The sequence below is a fragment of the Nonomuraea diastatica genome (assembly GCF_004349015.1).
Classification (GTDB): Bacteria; Actinomycetota; Actinomycetes; order Streptosporangiales; family Streptosporangiaceae; genus Nonomuraea; species Nonomuraea diastatica.
In genome coordinates this window covers 38,777-51,530 of the sequence record NZ_SMKP01000001.1, presented here as the reverse complement: position 1 = coordinate 51,530, position 12,754 = coordinate 38,777, and the positions used below count along the sequence as shown (strand labels likewise).

The 12,754-nt window shown below is 70.2% G+C and carries 15 protein-coding genes and 2 tRNA genes; 4 read left to right on the top strand and 13 right to left on the bottom strand.

Annotated elements, in window-relative coordinates:
• Positions 1-12: 12 nt before the first annotated feature.
• The 3 genes from E1294_RS00280 to E1294_RS00270 all read right to left on the bottom strand — a co-directional run bounded on the left by E1294_RS00280 (position 13) and on the right by E1294_RS00270 (position 2,899).
• A complete protein-coding gene (locus E1294_RS00280) occupies positions 13-1,107 on the bottom strand; it encodes a D-alanine--D-alanine ligase family protein (protein WP_132503566.1) in 1,095 nt (364 codons plus the stop codon).
• Positions 1,108-1,173: 66 nt separating this feature from the next.
• Positions 1,174-2,184 carry an NAD(P)H-dependent glycerol-3-phosphate dehydrogenase gene (locus E1294_RS00275; protein ID WP_132503565.1) on the bottom strand — a complete coding sequence of 337 codons (1,011 nt, stop codon included), beginning with the start codon at positions 2,182-2,184 and terminating at the stop codon, positions 1,174-1,176.
• A 4-nt stretch (positions 2,185-2,188) separates the two neighbouring features.
• Positions 2,189-2,899 carry a lysophospholipid acyltransferase family protein gene (locus tag E1294_RS00270; protein ID WP_132503564.1) on the bottom strand — a complete coding sequence of 237 codons (711 nt, stop codon included), beginning with the start codon at positions 2,897-2,899 and terminating at the stop codon, positions 2,189-2,191.
• Between the two features lie 80 nt (positions 2,900-2,979).
• Here E1294_RS00270 and cofC point away from each other — a divergent pair, with 80 nt between their 5' ends.
• Positions 2,980-3,615, top strand: a complete 636-nt coding sequence (gene cofC, locus E1294_RS00265; RefSeq protein WP_132503563.1) for a 2-phospho-L-lactate guanylyltransferase — start codon at positions 2,980-2,982, stop codon at positions 3,613-3,615.
• A 12-nt stretch (positions 3,616-3,627) separates the two neighbouring features.
• On the opposite strand, the gene E1294_RS00260 is transcribed toward cofC, so the two are convergent.
• Positions 3,628-4,410, bottom strand: coding sequence for an MFS transporter (locus E1294_RS00260; protein WP_132503562.1), 783 nt, complete (start codon positions 4,408-4,410; stop codon positions 3,628-3,630).
• Positions 4,368-4,730, bottom strand: a complete 363-nt coding sequence (locus E1294_RS00255; protein ID WP_132503561.1) for an MFS transporter — start codon at positions 4,728-4,730, stop codon at positions 4,368-4,370. The genes E1294_RS00260 and E1294_RS00255 overlap by 43 nt, the downstream gene beginning before the upstream one ends.
• Positions 4,731-4,811: 81 nt before the next feature.
• Here E1294_RS00255 and E1294_RS00250 point away from each other — a divergent pair, with 81 nt between their 5' ends.
• Positions 4,812-5,018, top strand: coding sequence for a hypothetical protein (locus E1294_RS00250; RefSeq protein WP_132503560.1), 207 nt, complete (start codon positions 4,812-4,814; stop codon positions 5,016-5,018).
• 44 nt (positions 5,019-5,062) lie between these two features.
• On the opposite strand, the gene E1294_RS00245 is transcribed toward E1294_RS00250, so the two are convergent.
• From E1294_RS00245 to leuC, 4 genes are all read right to left on the bottom strand, one after another.
• Positions 5,063-5,362, bottom strand: coding sequence for an HU family DNA-binding protein (locus E1294_RS00245; protein WP_132334500.1), 300 nt, complete (start codon positions 5,360-5,362; stop codon positions 5,063-5,065).
• 99 nt (positions 5,363-5,461) lie between these two features.
• The gene (locus tag E1294_RS00240; protein WP_132503559.1) at positions 5,462-5,701 is read right to left on the bottom strand and encodes an SCO5555 family protein; all 240 of its coding nucleotides are present in this window, start codon (positions 5,699-5,701) and stop codon (positions 5,462-5,464) included.
• The gene (gene leuD / locus E1294_RS00235; RefSeq protein ID WP_132503558.1) at positions 5,680-6,267 is read right to left on the bottom strand and encodes a 3-isopropylmalate dehydratase small subunit; all 588 of its coding nucleotides are present in this window, start codon (positions 6,265-6,267) and stop codon (positions 5,680-5,682) included. Before leuD ends, E1294_RS00240 begins: the two co-directional genes overlap by 22 nt.
• Positions 6,268-6,474: 207 nt before the next feature.
• Entirely contained in the window at positions 6,475-7,860 is a 1,386-nt protein-coding gene (gene leuC / locus E1294_RS00230) for a 3-isopropylmalate dehydratase large subunit (RefSeq protein ID WP_132503557.1), read from the bottom strand.
• 180 nt (positions 7,861-8,040) lie between these two features.
• Here leuC and E1294_RS00225 point away from each other — a divergent pair, with 180 nt between their 5' ends.
• Positions 8,041-8,757: an IclR family transcriptional regulator gene (locus E1294_RS00225; RefSeq protein ID WP_020543978.1), complete on the top strand. Its 717-nt coding sequence runs from the start codon at positions 8,041-8,043 to the stop codon at positions 8,755-8,757.
• 71 nt (positions 8,758-8,828) lie between these two features.
• Positions 8,829-10,538 (top strand): hypothetical protein, encoded by a 1,710-nt coding sequence (locus E1294_RS00220; RefSeq protein WP_132503556.1) that lies wholly within the window; start codon positions 8,829-8,831, stop codon positions 10,536-10,538.
• 497 nt (positions 10,539-11,035) lie between these two features.
• Here E1294_RS00220 and E1294_RS00215 read toward each other — a convergent pair.
• The 4 genes from E1294_RS00215 to E1294_RS00200 form a co-directional block, all read right to left on the bottom strand.
• A tRNA-Glu gene (locus E1294_RS00215) sits at positions 11,036-11,108 on the bottom strand.
• An 18-nt stretch (positions 11,109-11,126) separates the two neighbouring features.
• Positions 11,127-11,202 (bottom strand) — tRNA-Glu (locus E1294_RS00210).
• A 79-nt stretch (positions 11,203-11,281) separates the two neighbouring features.
• Positions 11,282-11,863 carry a hypothetical protein gene (locus tag E1294_RS00205; RefSeq protein WP_132503555.1) on the bottom strand — a complete coding sequence of 194 codons (582 nt, stop codon included), beginning with the start codon at positions 11,861-11,863 and terminating at the stop codon, positions 11,282-11,284.
• Positions 11,864-12,109: 246 nt separating this feature from the next.
• On the bottom strand, positions 12,110-12,724 hold the full coding sequence (locus tag E1294_RS00200) for a response regulator (protein ID WP_132503554.1): 615 nt from the start codon (positions 12,722-12,724) through the stop codon (positions 12,110-12,112).
• Positions 12,725-12,754 lie beyond the last annotated feature (30 nt).

Sequence of the window (12,754 nt, the reverse complement as noted above, 5' to 3'; positions counted from 1 at the left end):
CCACGTCGTCGTTCAGCGAAGCCCCGCCGACCGGGCCAGCGCGAGCTGGATGAGCCGGTCGACCAGCGCCGGGTAGGGCAGGCCTGAGGCGGCCCAGAGCTGCGGCGCCACCGACAACGACGTGAACCCCGGCATGGTGTTGATCTCGTTGAAGACCAGCCCGCTGTCAGGCGTGTAGAAGAAGTCCACCCGCGCGAGCCCTTCGCATTCGAGCGCCTCGAACGCGCGCACCGCCATCGCCCGAAGCTCCTCGGCCGTCTCGGCCGGGATGCCGGCGGGCACGGTGAGCGACATCTGGTCGGGGTAGTATTTCGCCTCGAAGTCGAAGAACTCCTGCCCGCCCTCGACCCTGACCTCGCCGGGGATCGACGCCGCGGCCGGCTCGTCGCCGGGCGACTCCAGCACCGCGCACTCGATCTCGCGGCCGGCGATGGCGGCCTCGATGAGCACCTTCGGATCGTGCTGCCTGGCGGCCTCCACCGCCGCCTCCAGCTCGGACCGGTCGGACGCCTTGGAGATGCCCTGCGAGGAACCGGCCCTGGCGGGCTTGACGAACACCGGGAAACCGAGCGACTCGGCCTCCTTGACCACACGCTCCCGGTCGAGCCGCCAGTCGCGGTCGCGGACGACGACGTAACGGCCGATGGGCAGGCCCGCGGCGGCCATCACGGTCTTCATGTGAGCCTTGTCCATGCCGACGGCGCTGGCCAGCACACCCGAGCCTACGTAACGCACACCGGCCATCTCCAGCAGGCCCTGGATCGTGCCGTCCTCGGCGAACGGGCCGTGCATCACCGGGAACACCACGTCGACCGAGCCGAGCTCCACCGGGATGCTGCCCGCATCGTACGCCACCAGCGCGTTGCCGCCCGACGGCAGTGCCAGCGCCGCGCCCGCGCCGTCGACGACCGGCAGCTCGCCCGACTCGATGGCGAACCGCTGGTCGGAGGTGGCCAGCACCCATCTGCCGTCCTGAGCGATCCCAATGGGGATCACCTCGTATTTGCTCCTGTCGATCGCATCCAGAACGCTGCCCGCGCCCATCAGGGACACGGCGTGCTCAGAATTGCGACCTCCGAAAACGACGGCGACGCGTGGCTTACTCATGGTGTCCGAATCTACCGGGGTGTCCCTGTCACAGCGAGCCGAGCACGCCGTAATCAGGCCTTTCTCTTATACGCCGTAACGCTCGGGTTTGGGCGAGCGTGACATCAGCAACATGCCCGCCTCCGCCGGCGACATGCCGTCGTGCACCACTCCGACGACGACCTCGGTGATCGGCATCTCCACGTCGTGCTTCCTGGCCAGCTCCAGCACGGACTCGCAGGACTTCACGCCCTCCGCCGTCTGCTTGGTGGCGGCGACGACCTCGTCGAGCGTCATGCCCCTGCCGAGGTTCTCGCCGAACGTACGATTACGCGACAGCGGCGACGTGCACGTGGCCACCAGATCGCCCATCCCGGCCAGCCCCGCGAACGTGTGGGCGTCGGCGCCGAGCGCCGCGCCCAGCCGGGAGATCTCGGCCAGCCCTCTGGTGATGAGCATGGCGCTGACGTTGTCGCCCATGCCCATGCCCGCCGAGACGCCGACGGCCAGCGCGATCACGTTCTTCACCGCGCCGCCCAGCTCCACGCCGACGACATCGGGATTGGTGTATGGGCGGAACCACGGCGGAAGGTGGCAGGCCGACTGGAGACGGGCGGCGACGGACTCGTCAGCGCATGCGACGACGGTGGCGGCGGGCTGACGCATGGCGATCTCCTTGGCCAGGTTGGGCCCGGAGACGACCGCGACGCGCTCTTCCTGCACCTCGGCGACTTCGCGGATCACTTCGCTCATCCGCTTGGTCGTGCCCAGCTCGATGCCTTTCATCAGGCTGACCAGCACCGCACGAGGCGGGAGGTGCTCGCGCCAGCGGGCCAGATTGGGCCGAAGCCGCTGTGACGGCACGGCCAGCACCACGAAGTCGGCCCCGTCGAGCGCCCGCGCGGCGTCGGTCGTGGCGCGCAGCGTCGCCGGCAACTCGATGCCCGGCAGATAGTCGGGGTTGCCGTGATCACGGTCGATCGCCTCGACCAGCTCCTCCCTGCGTCCCCACAGCGTCACCTCGTTGCCGGCCTCCGCCAAGATCATGGCGAACGTCGTGCCCCACGAGCCTGTGCCGAAAACGGCCACCTTTGTCATGCCATCACCGTCCGGCGGGGTCGTAGGGAGTTTCCGGTGCCTTCTCGCCGCGCAGCTCCGCGAGCTGCACAGTGATCGCCGCCATGATGTCGGCCGTCGCCTCACGCAACACGGCCGCGTGCGGTGGCCGGCCCGCGTATTTCGACAGATCGACCGGCGGCCCCACGCTGACGCGGAACGTCTTGCGCGGGAACAGCCTGGGCTTCTTCTCCCCGTAGGGGAGCAGCTCATGCGCTCCCCAATGGGCGATTGGGATGACCGGCGCGCCGCTCTGCAACGCCAGCCGGGCCGCGCCCGTCTTGCCCACCATGGGCCACAGGCCGGGGTCGCGGGTGCAGGTGCCCTCCGGGTAGAACATGATCGCGCACCCGTCGGCCAGCCGCTCGGCCGAGACCTGCAGCGACCTGGCCGCCTCGTTGCTGCCGCGGTCGACCGGGATGGCCAGCAACGCCGCCACGGCCCGGCCCAGGAACGGCACCCTGAACAGCGCGGACTTGGCGAGGATTACCGGCCAGCGCCCGTTGTTGTAGAGGAGGTGCGACAGCAGAACAGGGTCGGCCCAGGAGAGATGGTTGGTCGCGATGATCACGCCGCCGGTGCGGGGGATGCGCTCCCCGCCGCGCCAGTCCTTCTTGACCAGGAGCCGGGAGAGCGGTTTCACCACGACTACGGCCAGGGTTTCCCAGAAACGCGACGGTCGCGTGGGGCGGCTCATGGTCTCCTCCAACACCTGCGGGATGCGCCCCAAGTCTCCCGGTTGGCCGCTCGGGATGTCGAGGCGCGATGCTTAAGCGTATGAGCATCCGGTGGTCACTGGTGATTCCGGTGAAGACGCTGGTCGCGGCGAAGACCCGGCTCGCCGCGGCGACAGGGCCGCATCGCACCAGGCTGGCCGTGGCCGTCGCCTGCGACACCGTGGCGGCGGCGCTTTCGTGCCCGCGGGTGGCGCGGGTGATCGTGGTGACCGCCGACCCGGCCGCCGCGGGCCCCCTCGCCGGGCTCGGGGCCGAGGTGGTGCACGACCCCGATCGCGGGCTGAACACCGCGCTCCGCACCGGAGCCGCCCACGCCGTACGCGTCGCGCCCGGCGACGCGGTGGGCGCGCTCCAGGCCGACCTGCCCGCCCTGCGGCCGGCCGAACTCGGCCTGGCGCTGAAGGCAGCCGCCGAGTTCGACCAGGCTTTCGTGCCCGACGCGCTCGACGTGGGGACGACCTTCTACGGTGTGCTCCCGGGGACACCGTTCACCCCCAGGTTCGGCGGAGAGTCGCGGGCCAAGCACCTGGCCGCCGGGGCCAAAGAGCTGGCCGTGCCGGGAATCGACTCGGTGCGCCGCGACGTCGACACACCCAATGACCTGCGCGCGGCCGTCGCCCTCGGGCTCGGCCGGCACACTGCGGCGGTGGTCAGGGAGCTGTGGCCGGACACATGACCGGGACGGCGGTCAGGGAGCGGCGGCCGTCCTCATGACGGCGGGCGCGGTGACCACCGCCAGGTGCGACAGGAAGCGCATGCTGGCGTTGGCCCGGCCGAGCAGGTGACCTGGGGTGATGCGCTGGCGGTAGCTGAGCTGGGCGATGCCGAAGATCGCGCTGACCACGCCGAACAACGACGCGGCCACCGGGAAGATCAGCAGCCGCCAGCCGGGGCCGGTCGCCAGCGCGGGCAGGTAGAGCACGGTGGCCAGTGCCGCGGAGCCGTACAGGGTGCGGCCGGTGCCGAGGCAGGTCGTGACGCGGGCCACCAGCGCGGCGCCCGCCAGTGAGCCCACGGCGGCGGCCGACTGCAGCAGGCCGTACTGCGCTGCGCCGACACCGAACTCCTTGACCAGGTAGAGGGGCAGGCCGACGAGGCAGACGGAGTTGGCGGTCATGGCCAGCGCGCCGCCTACCGCGATCCTGCGCAGCACCGGCTCTCCCGCGACGAATCTCAGGCCCTCCGCGACCTCGTGGCGCAGGGATCGTTCGCTGCGCCGCGCCGCCTCCCTCGCCCGTACGCCCGTCAGCAGAAGCGCGGAGACGAGATAGCTGACGGCGTGGGCGAGCAGGGCGATCGGGGCGGTGAGCGCCGCCACCGCCCAGCCGCCGACGCCGGGCCCGGCGAGCAGGGAGACGTTCTTGGTGATCTCCAGTACGCCGTTGCCGCGTTCGAGCCGCTCCTTGGGCACGATGGCGGGCAGCAGGCTCATGTGGGCGACGTCGAAGAACACCGTGCCGGCACCGAGCACAGCGCGACGGCGTAGAGCTGGGGCAGCGTGAGCACGCCCAGCCAGGCGGCCACGGGGACCGACAGGAGCGCCACGCCGCGTACGACGTCGGCCCAGATGATGATCGGGCGGCGCCGTGACCAGTCCACCCACACGCCGGCGGGCAGCCCGATCAGGAGGAACGCGAGCATCTGGGCGGCCGACAGCAGGCCGAGATCGAAGGCGCCGGCGTCGAGCGTGAGCAGCGCGGTCAGCGGCAGGGCCACCACGGTGATCTGGGTGCCCATCTGGGTGATGCCATTGGCCCAGGCGAACAGCGCGAAGTCGCCTCTGCGTTCCATGATGGGCGATCCGCGCGACCTGCGCGGGCGGGGACAAACGATTATTGGACCGCCTGGCGTGGCCGCCTTACGCTGGTCCTCGTGCAGGCGACGGTGCGTAGTTTCGACGAGGCCACTCGCTCGGGCACGGTGTTCCTCGATGACGGAACCGTGCTGGAGTTCGGCAAGCCCGCCTTCGACGCGGGGCCGCTGCTGTTGCTGCGCACGGGGCAGCGGGTCAATCTCGTGACGTCCGGCGGCGAGATCACTTACATCACGCTCTCCACTTTCCCGGTGCCCGGCGCTTAAATGCGGACGCCCGGGCCGGACGGCCCGGGCGTGGTCCGCTGAGTTTACTTTTTCTTGCCGATTTTCTTGCCGCCCTCGTTCACCAGCTCTTTGAAATCGGAGCCGGGACGGAACTTCGGCGCCCAGCTCTCCGCGACGTTGATTTCTGCGCCGGTCGACGGATTGCGCGCCGTGCGGGCGGGCTTGTTCACCATCTCGAACGCGCCGAAGCCGGTGATCGAGACCTTGTCGCCGCTGGCCACGGCCTTCTGGATGGCGTCGACGACCGCGTTCACGGCCTCGGTGGCCGTCTTCCTGTCGCCCACCCGATCCGCGATGGCCTCGACGAGTTCACGCTTGTTCATGAAAGTCCTGCTCCCCCAGTTACGGCTCGGGGCTCCAGTTTACGTGTTTGACGGAGAAACCCCTTACGGGCTCGAAAGTAGGCGGGATCGCAGGGGAACTCAATCACCGGGCGCGTTTTCCGCACTTCGTGGCGTGTCGGGAGGCTCGTCAAGGGAGGCCAGAAACGAGTCGAGGCGGAGCGCGGCCCTTTTCGGATCGCGCTTCGCAAGGTCACAAATCGACAGATAGCGGCGCGCTATCCGTTCCTTGCCGGCGGCGGGGAGCATGCGGACGCGGCGGTGCGCCTCGCGCAACCGCCGCGCCAGTTCGTCGTCCTCTAGACGGTCGTCGGCAGCCATGGCTGCCGACCATTCTCGTATGCCGCCACATCGCCGGCGTGACGCAGGGTCAACCCGATGTCGTCGAGGCCCTCCATGAGCCGCCAGCGGGTGTAGTCGTCGATCTCGAAAGCGATGACCTCGTCCGCCCAGCGGACCTGGCGTTCCCGCAGGTCGACGGTGATTTCGAGCTTCGGGTCCGCCTCGACGGCCGACTGCAGGCCCGCCACCTTGTCGCCGGGCAGGACGACCGGCAGCAGGCCCATCTTGGTGGAGTTGTTGCGGAAGATGTCACCGAACCTGGCGGCGATCACGACGCGGAACCCGTACTGCTGGAGCGCCCAGACAGCGTGTTCGCGCGAGGAGCCGGTGCCGAAGTCGGGGCCGGAGACCAGGATCGAGGCGCCCTCGTAAGCGGCGTCGTTGAGGACGAACTCCGGGTCCTCACGCCAGGCCGCGAACAGGCCGTTCTCGAAGCCGGTGCGGCTGACCTGCTTGAGCCAGACGGCCGGGATGATCTGGTCGGTGTCGACGTTGCTGCGGCGCAGCGGCACAGCCGTACCGGTGTGGGTGATGAAGGCTTCCATCGATTTTCCTTACGGGTCTACAGGTCTGAAGGTCTGCGCGGGAAGTGCGTCGGTGAGGCGGCCTGGCCGGATCACCGTGACCGCGTCAGAGGTCTGCACCGGGAAGTGCGTCGGTGAGGCGGCCTGGCCGGATCACCGTGACCGCGTCAGAGGTCTGCACCGGGAAGTGCGTCGGTGAGGCGGCCTGGCCGGATCACCGTGACCGCGTCAGAGGTCTGCGGGAGCGGTGAGGCGGCCGGTCACCGCGGTTGCGGCGGCGACCTGTGGCGACACCAGATGGGTGCGGCCACCCTTGCCCTGGCGGCCCTCGAAGTTGCGGTTGGAGGTCGAGGCGCTGCGCTCGCCCGGCTTGAGCGTGTCGGGGTTCATGCCCAGGCACATCGAGCAGCCTGCCTCGCGCCACTCGGCGCCCGCGGCCTTGAACACCTCGTGCAGCCCCTCCTCCTCGGCCTGCAGCTTGACCTGCATCGAGCCGGGGACGATCAGCGTGCGGGTCTTCACCTGGCGGCCGCGCAGGATCTCGGCGGCCGAACGCAGGTCCTCGATGCGGCCGTTGGTGCACGAGCCGACGAACACCGTGTCGACCTCGATCTCGCGCAGCGGCGTGCCCGCGCTGAGGCCCATGTAGTCGAGCGCGCGTTCGGCCGCCGAGCGGGCGACCGGATCGGCGAAGGAGCCGGGACTCGGCACGGACTCGGCGAGCGGCAGGCCCTGGCCGGGGTTGGTGCCCCACGTGACGTAGGGGGTCAGCGTCGAGGCGTCGATCTCCACGACCTTGTCGAACACGGCGTCGTCGTCGGTGCGCAGCGACTTCCAGTATTCGGCGGCCTGGTCCCACGCCTCGCCCTGCGGCGCGTGCGGGCGCCCCTTGAGGTAGGCGAACGTGGTGTCGTCCGGCGCGATCATGCCGGCGCGGGCGCCCGCCTCGATCGACATGTTGCACACCGTCATGCGGCCCTCCATGGAGAGCTTGCGCACCGCCTCGCCGCGGTATTCGACGATGTAGCCCTGGCCGCCACCGGTGCCGATCTTGGAGATGATCGCCAGGATCAGGTCCTTGGCCGTGACGCCGGGAGGCAGCTCGCCCGAGACCTCGATGGCCATCGTCTTCGGCCGGTAGGCGGGCAGCGTCTGGGTGGCCAGCACGTGCTCGACCTCGGAGGTGCCGATGCCGAACGCGATGCCGCCGAACGCGCCGTGCGTCGAGGTGTGGGAGTCGCCACAGACGATCGTCATGCCCGGCTGCGTCAGGCCGAACTGCGGCCCGATGATGTGCACCACGCCCTGCCCGGCGTCGCCCATCGGGTGGAGCCTGATGCCGAACTCGGCGGCGTTCTTGCGCAGCGTCTCGACCTGTTTCTTGGACACCGGGTCGGCGATCGGCCCGAGCACGGTCGGCACGTTGTGGTCTTCGGTGGCGATCGTGAGATCGGGACGCCGCACCTTCCGGCCGGCGAGACGGAGCCCGTCGAACGCCTGCGGGCTGGTCACCTCATGGATGAGGTGCAGGTCGATGTAGAGCAGGTCGGGCTCGCCGTCGGCGCGCCTGACGACGTGCTGCTCCCAGACCTTCTCGGCCAGTGTGCGGCCCATGTGATCTCCTCCTGCATAGAGCGATGCGACGCATCGCGGCTCAGTCGCTCGGATCCGGTCTCTTCCCTCGTCGCTGCGGTCGCCCCGTTCCCTGCGCTCCTCAGTCCAGAGACCGGTGCTCCCTCGCGGGAGAACCTTTGTGACTTGCCTTCTCACATGTCGAGACGGCAGTATCGTCCTATGGACAACTCTAGCGGAGTCGGAGTACTCGACAAGGCAGTTCTTGTACTCAATGCTCTCGAAGCGGGACCCGCTTCACTGGCGCAGCTCGTCCAGGCCACCGGTCTGGCCCGTCCCACGGCCCATCGGCTGGCCGTCGCACTTGAGCACCACCGCATCGTGAGCCGCGACACGCAGGGCCGTTTCGTGCTGGGCCCGCGGCTCTCCGAGTTGTCCACCGCGGCCGGCGAGGACCGGCTGCTGGCGGTGGCCTCCCCCGTGCTGATGCAGCTCAGAGACCTGACCGGGGAGAGCGCGCAGCTCTATCGCCGGCAGGGCGACGAACGCGTCTGTGTCGCGGCGGCGGAGCGGGCCAGCGGCCTGCGCGACACGGTTCCCGTGGGCTCGGCGCTGCCCATGACGGCGGGCTCGGCGGCGCAGATCCTGCTCGCCTGGGAGGAGCCCGACCGGCTGCACCGCGGGCTGCGCGGTGCGAAGTTCACCGCCGCCACGCTCGCGTCCGTGCGCCGCAGGGGCTGGGCCCACAGCGTCGGTGAGCGGGAACAGGGAGTGGCCAGCGTCTCCGCTCCCATAAGGGGCAGCGGAGGCAAGGTGATCGCGGCCGTGTCGGTCTCCGGGCCCATCGAGCGGCTCACGCGGGCCCCCGGGCGGTTGCACGCGGTGCCCGTCATGGCGGCGGCCGAACGCATCACCGAGGCGATGCGCCGCACGTCATGATCGGCTGTCATGATCGGCGAAACCAGGTATTTCTGGGGCCGACAGCCTCGCGGGCGCATTAGCCTGAGTGCGTGACAGATCGCATCGAGGTAGCCGCCACTGAGCTGCGACCCCTGCTCGAAGAGTTCATCATGTGGGCGCGTGCGAACGCGCCCGGAAGCGACCCCGAGCTCGTGGGGCCTGCCGCACTCTGGCACCGTCTCGCCTTCTCGCAGGATCTCGGCACGTGGAAGCGTGCCGACCTGCGTAACCTGCTGCTCGACCGCATGCCCAAGGTCGTGGAGGATCCCGACGCCGCCGCCGACGGGATGCTCCCGGCCGTCGACGCCTACCTCACGTTCCTCTCGCAGACCGGCAGGCTCGCCAAGGGCTCCGACTCCCTCGCCGATCTGCAGGCCGAGCTCGACGACGTCGAAGACGAGTTCGTCGACCTGATGGAGGAGCTGATCGACGACACCGAGGGCGAGGAGGACGAGGAGGAGACCGGCGATCTCGGCGACTTCGAGATGTTCGCCGACGAGCTGGCCGAGCTCGACACGATCAGGCTGCGGCCCGACTCCGAGCTGGCCGCGGCCGCCCGCGAGGCGCCGCTCATCGCCAAGGCCCGCGACCTGGCCGTGTGGGTGGGCTCGGGCCGCCGCGTGGGCGAGGACACCCTGCTCAGCGACGCCGAAGTCGAGGAGGCGCTGGCGGCCGTCGGGCTGCCCAGGCCCGAGACCGAGGGCCCGGTCGCCGAGTCCGTCCCCTACCTGTGGAACATCTGGAACCTGGCCGTCGATCTGGAGTTCCTCGAGCCGGGTGACGCCAACACGGTGGCGGTCCAGGACGACACGTCGGAGTGGCCGTTCGACGACGACGAGGACGTGCTCGACGCCTGGATGCTCGGGCTGCACTCGGTCGACTACGGCGATCCTGAGCTCGACGACGACGATCTCACGATGGCGCTGGCGGGCCTGACCCGCGGCCTGCTGGTCAGGCTCCTGCTGGCCGGCGGCTCCCGCGACCTCGACGAGCTGGGCCAGGAGCTGGCCGAGGCCGCCGCCGACCTCGACGAGCTCGGATCGGACGCGTGGGAGGCGGCGGGCGACCCGCTGGCGCCCGCGATCGACTGGCTGATCGGCTACGGCATGGTCGAGGTCGACGGCAAGGCCCTCAGGCTGACACCGCTCGGCACCGAGGGGGTCGTCCACCTGGTCGACGACGCCGACATCGAGGTCGACGCCAGACCGGCGATCGAATCCATGAGCGCCCACGAGCTGCTGGCACTCAGCGCCGAACTGCCCGAGGACGAGGCCGACGCCGAGTTCGCCGCCTGGATGCGGCTGCGCGAGCCGGGAAGGGCCGCCGAGGAGCTGCTGGAGGCGGCGGGCGAGGACGAGAGCGACGCGCTGATCAGGGTGCAGGCGGCCAGCGTGGTCGGCACCCTGGGCGAGGCCGCCATCCCGGCCTGGCGGGAGGCGCTCAAGCAGCCCACGCTGCGCCCGTACGCGGCCACCCACCTCAGCCAGCTGGAGGTCGAGGGGGCGCCCGAGCCGACACAGGACGACACGCACTGGCTGATCCTCGACATGTGGACCATCTCGGCCGGGCTGGGCCGGTCGGAGTTCGTGAGCAGCCTGCAGGACATCGGCCCCGACATGGTCGGCAACCTGCTGGAGGTGATCTGGAAGATCCCGCACGCGCACGTGGAGGAGCTGCTGGATCTGATCTCGCAGGTGCATCCGGACAAGCAGGTGGCCAAGGCCGCCCGGCGAGCGCTCTTCAAGGCCCGCTCCCTGTGACCTGCCCGCCCGCCGAAGGCCCTCACCCCACGGTGAGGGCCTTCGGCGTCCGCGATGGGCCCTTCCTACCGCGGTTGAGCCCTCCCGACCGTGGTGGGGCCCTCGCCGTTCCGTGGTGGGCCTTCCGCTCGATGCGGCCCGTGGCTGGACGATCGCTTTCCGCGCAGCACAGCCGTCGCTCCCGACGTGCCCCTGGCAGGACGCCGCACCTGGCCGGACGATCAGGCGGCACCACACCTGGCCGGGTGAGCAGGCGGCGCCGCACGTGGCCGGGGCACCTCCCAGCCTTTACGCTGACGGCGGCCGCCCCCACCCGCCGCACGGGGCCGGCCCCCGTCCGGGGGAACGCTCCTGCGGTTCGCGGGGCGGGCACCGTGACGTGCGCGCTGTGGGCCGATCGCGTGAGAGCCGGCGACCGGCGGAATATCCCCGGAGCGAAACCTCGGCGGAAAAGAAGAACTCCGGAGCGAAATCGCGCCGGAGCGATGATGCAGACGTAGTCCCGACCGGATTCGAACCGGCGCTACCGCCTTGAGAGGGCGGCGTCCTGGGCCACTAGACGACGGGACCTTCGCTGGCTTGTGACAGTGGTAGTCCCGACCGGATTCGAACCGGCGCTACCGCCTTGAGAGGGCGGCGTCCTGGGCCACTAGACGACGGGACCCTGTCCACAAGCGGATGTGCCGGGATTCCCCGGCGACGCGCGTAACTCTACCGCACCCCGGAGACCACAACCAAACCACTTAGCGGCCCATCAGATCGGGCCTGTGGTGGCGTACCCAGTCGCCCATCCGGCCGCGCTGCCACAGCGCGTCGAACTCGCCGAGCGGGATCGTCACCTCCGGACGGCCCGTCGCCGGGTCAACGGGGACGCGGGACAGCCGGTCGCGCATCCAGCCGGGGATCTGGGGCGGGACCATGCGTTCGCCCCAGCCGATGAGCCCCACCGAGCGCAGCGCCGGGGCGCGCACCCGCACCCCACCCGGCCGGCCGACGCTCCGGGGGTTGGCAAGCTGGGTGTCGACGACATCGATCCGGGTGATGTCGGGCCAGCGAAGGTGCACGCGGAAGCCGAGCGAGTCGGTCAGCTCGACGCCCTCCGCGGTGAAGCGGACGACGGTGCCCGAGCTCACGCGGCGATGTTTGGCGGCGAGGACGGCGAACAGCGCGCCGGTGCCCAGCGCGCCTATGGCGATGCCCAGCAGGGTGCTACCGGTGAAGATGGCTCCGAGCAGCAGGATGACGACGAAGAAGAGCACGAGGGGCGCGGCGAACGGGGCGACGAAGCGGGGGAAACTCCCCGCGCGAATCCGAAATTCCTCCATAAGCCGGGCGACTTTACCGCACCGGCTTGGTGCCTCATTGGTCTCTGATCACCCCCTCCAACCATCCCCCGAATCACCACCGATCCGGCGCGATCCCCACCCCTCGCCCTACATCACCACCCAAACCTTGCTGATCCCACACATCACCACCGAACCACGCGCTCGTCCGTCAACCGACGCCACATCACCATCAGCCCTGGCTTCACCCGGCCGTCGCACCGCGTCGCCGTTCCAACGGCTGATCCGTCAGCCGTTGAGCAGCCCGCGGCGGTATGCCTCGGCGACGGCGGAGGCGCGGTCGCGGACGTCGAGCTTGGCGTAGACGTGCAACAGGTGTGTCTTGACGCTGGCCTCGCTGATGAACAGGTCGGCCGCCGCCTCCTTGTTCGTCGCTCCCCCGGCAACCAGGCGCAGCACCTCGAGTTCGCGCTTGCTCAGCCTGCCCCGGGTGGGCCTGCGCAGGTCGTTGGCCAGACGCCCGGCCACGGAGGGCGCGAGCACGGTCTCGCCCTCGTGGGTGGCGCGGACGGCTCGGACCAGTTCGTCGGGCGGGGCGTCCTTCAGCAGGTAGCCGCTGGCTCCGGCTTCGAGGGCCGGCAGGACGTCGGTGTCGAACGTGGTGAGCACCAGCACCCGCGGCCCGGTGCCGGAGAGCTCGCGGATGGCGCTGACGCCGTCCATGCCGGGCATGCGCAGATCCATGAGGACGACGTCCGGCCGGAGCTCGGCGGCCAGGCGCACGGCCTGTGCCCCGTCGGCCGCCTCTCCGACGACCTCCATGTCGGGCTCACCCCCGAGGGCCGCGCGCAGGCCGTCGCGCACGATCGGATGGTCGTCCGCTATCAGCAGCCTCAGCCGCATCGTGCTCCCTTCGTGGGGTGGTCGTCCGCC

What these genes read in the sequence shown, in the direction of transcription:
- E1294_RS00205 (WP_132503555.1), bottom strand. Translation starts at nt 11,863, where the DNA reads ATGGAGGAATTTCGGATTCGCGCGGGGAGTTTCCCCCGCTTCGTCGCC.
- E1294_RS00225 (WP_020543978.1), top strand. Translation starts at nt 8,041, where the DNA reads ATGGACAACTCTAGCGGAGTCGGAGTACTCGACAAGGCAGTTCTTGTA.
- E1294_RS00245 (WP_132334500.1), bottom strand. Translation starts at nt 5,362, where the DNA reads ATGAACAAGCGTGAACTCGTCGAGGCCATCGCGGATCGGGTGGGCGAC.
- E1294_RS00240 (WP_132503559.1), bottom strand. Translation starts at nt 5,701, where the DNA reads ATGGCTGCCGACGACCGTCTAGAGGACGACGAACTGGCGCGGCGGTTG.
- leuD (WP_132503558.1), bottom strand. Translation starts at nt 6,267, where the DNA reads ATGGAAGCCTTCATCACCCACACCGGTACGGCTGTGCCGCTGCGCCGC.
- E1294_RS00280 (WP_132503566.1), bottom strand. Translation starts at nt 1,107, where the DNA reads ATGAGTAAGCCACGCGTCGCCGTCGTTTTCGGAGGTCGCAATTCTGAG.
- E1294_RS00200 (WP_132503554.1), bottom strand. Translation starts at nt 12,724, where the DNA reads ATGCGGCTGAGGCTGCTGATAGCGGACGACCATCCGATCGTGCGCGAC.
- E1294_RS00255 (WP_132503561.1), bottom strand. Translation starts at nt 4,730, where the DNA reads ATGGAACGCAGAGGCGACTTCGCGCTGTTCGCCTGGGCCAATGGCATC.
- cofC (WP_132503563.1), top strand. Translation starts at nt 2,980, where the DNA reads ATGAGCATCCGGTGGTCACTGGTGATTCCGGTGAAGACGCTGGTCGCG.
- leuC (WP_132503557.1), bottom strand. Translation starts at nt 7,860, where the DNA reads ATGGGCCGCACACTGGCCGAGAAGGTCTGGGAGCAGCACGTCGTCAGG.
- E1294_RS00270 (WP_132503564.1), bottom strand. Translation starts at nt 2,899, where the DNA reads ATGAGCCGCCCCACGCGACCGTCGCGTTTCTGGGAAACCCTGGCCGTA.
- E1294_RS00275 (WP_132503565.1), bottom strand. Translation starts at nt 2,184, where the DNA reads ATGACAAAGGTGGCCGTTTTCGGCACAGGCTCGTGGGGCACGACGTTC.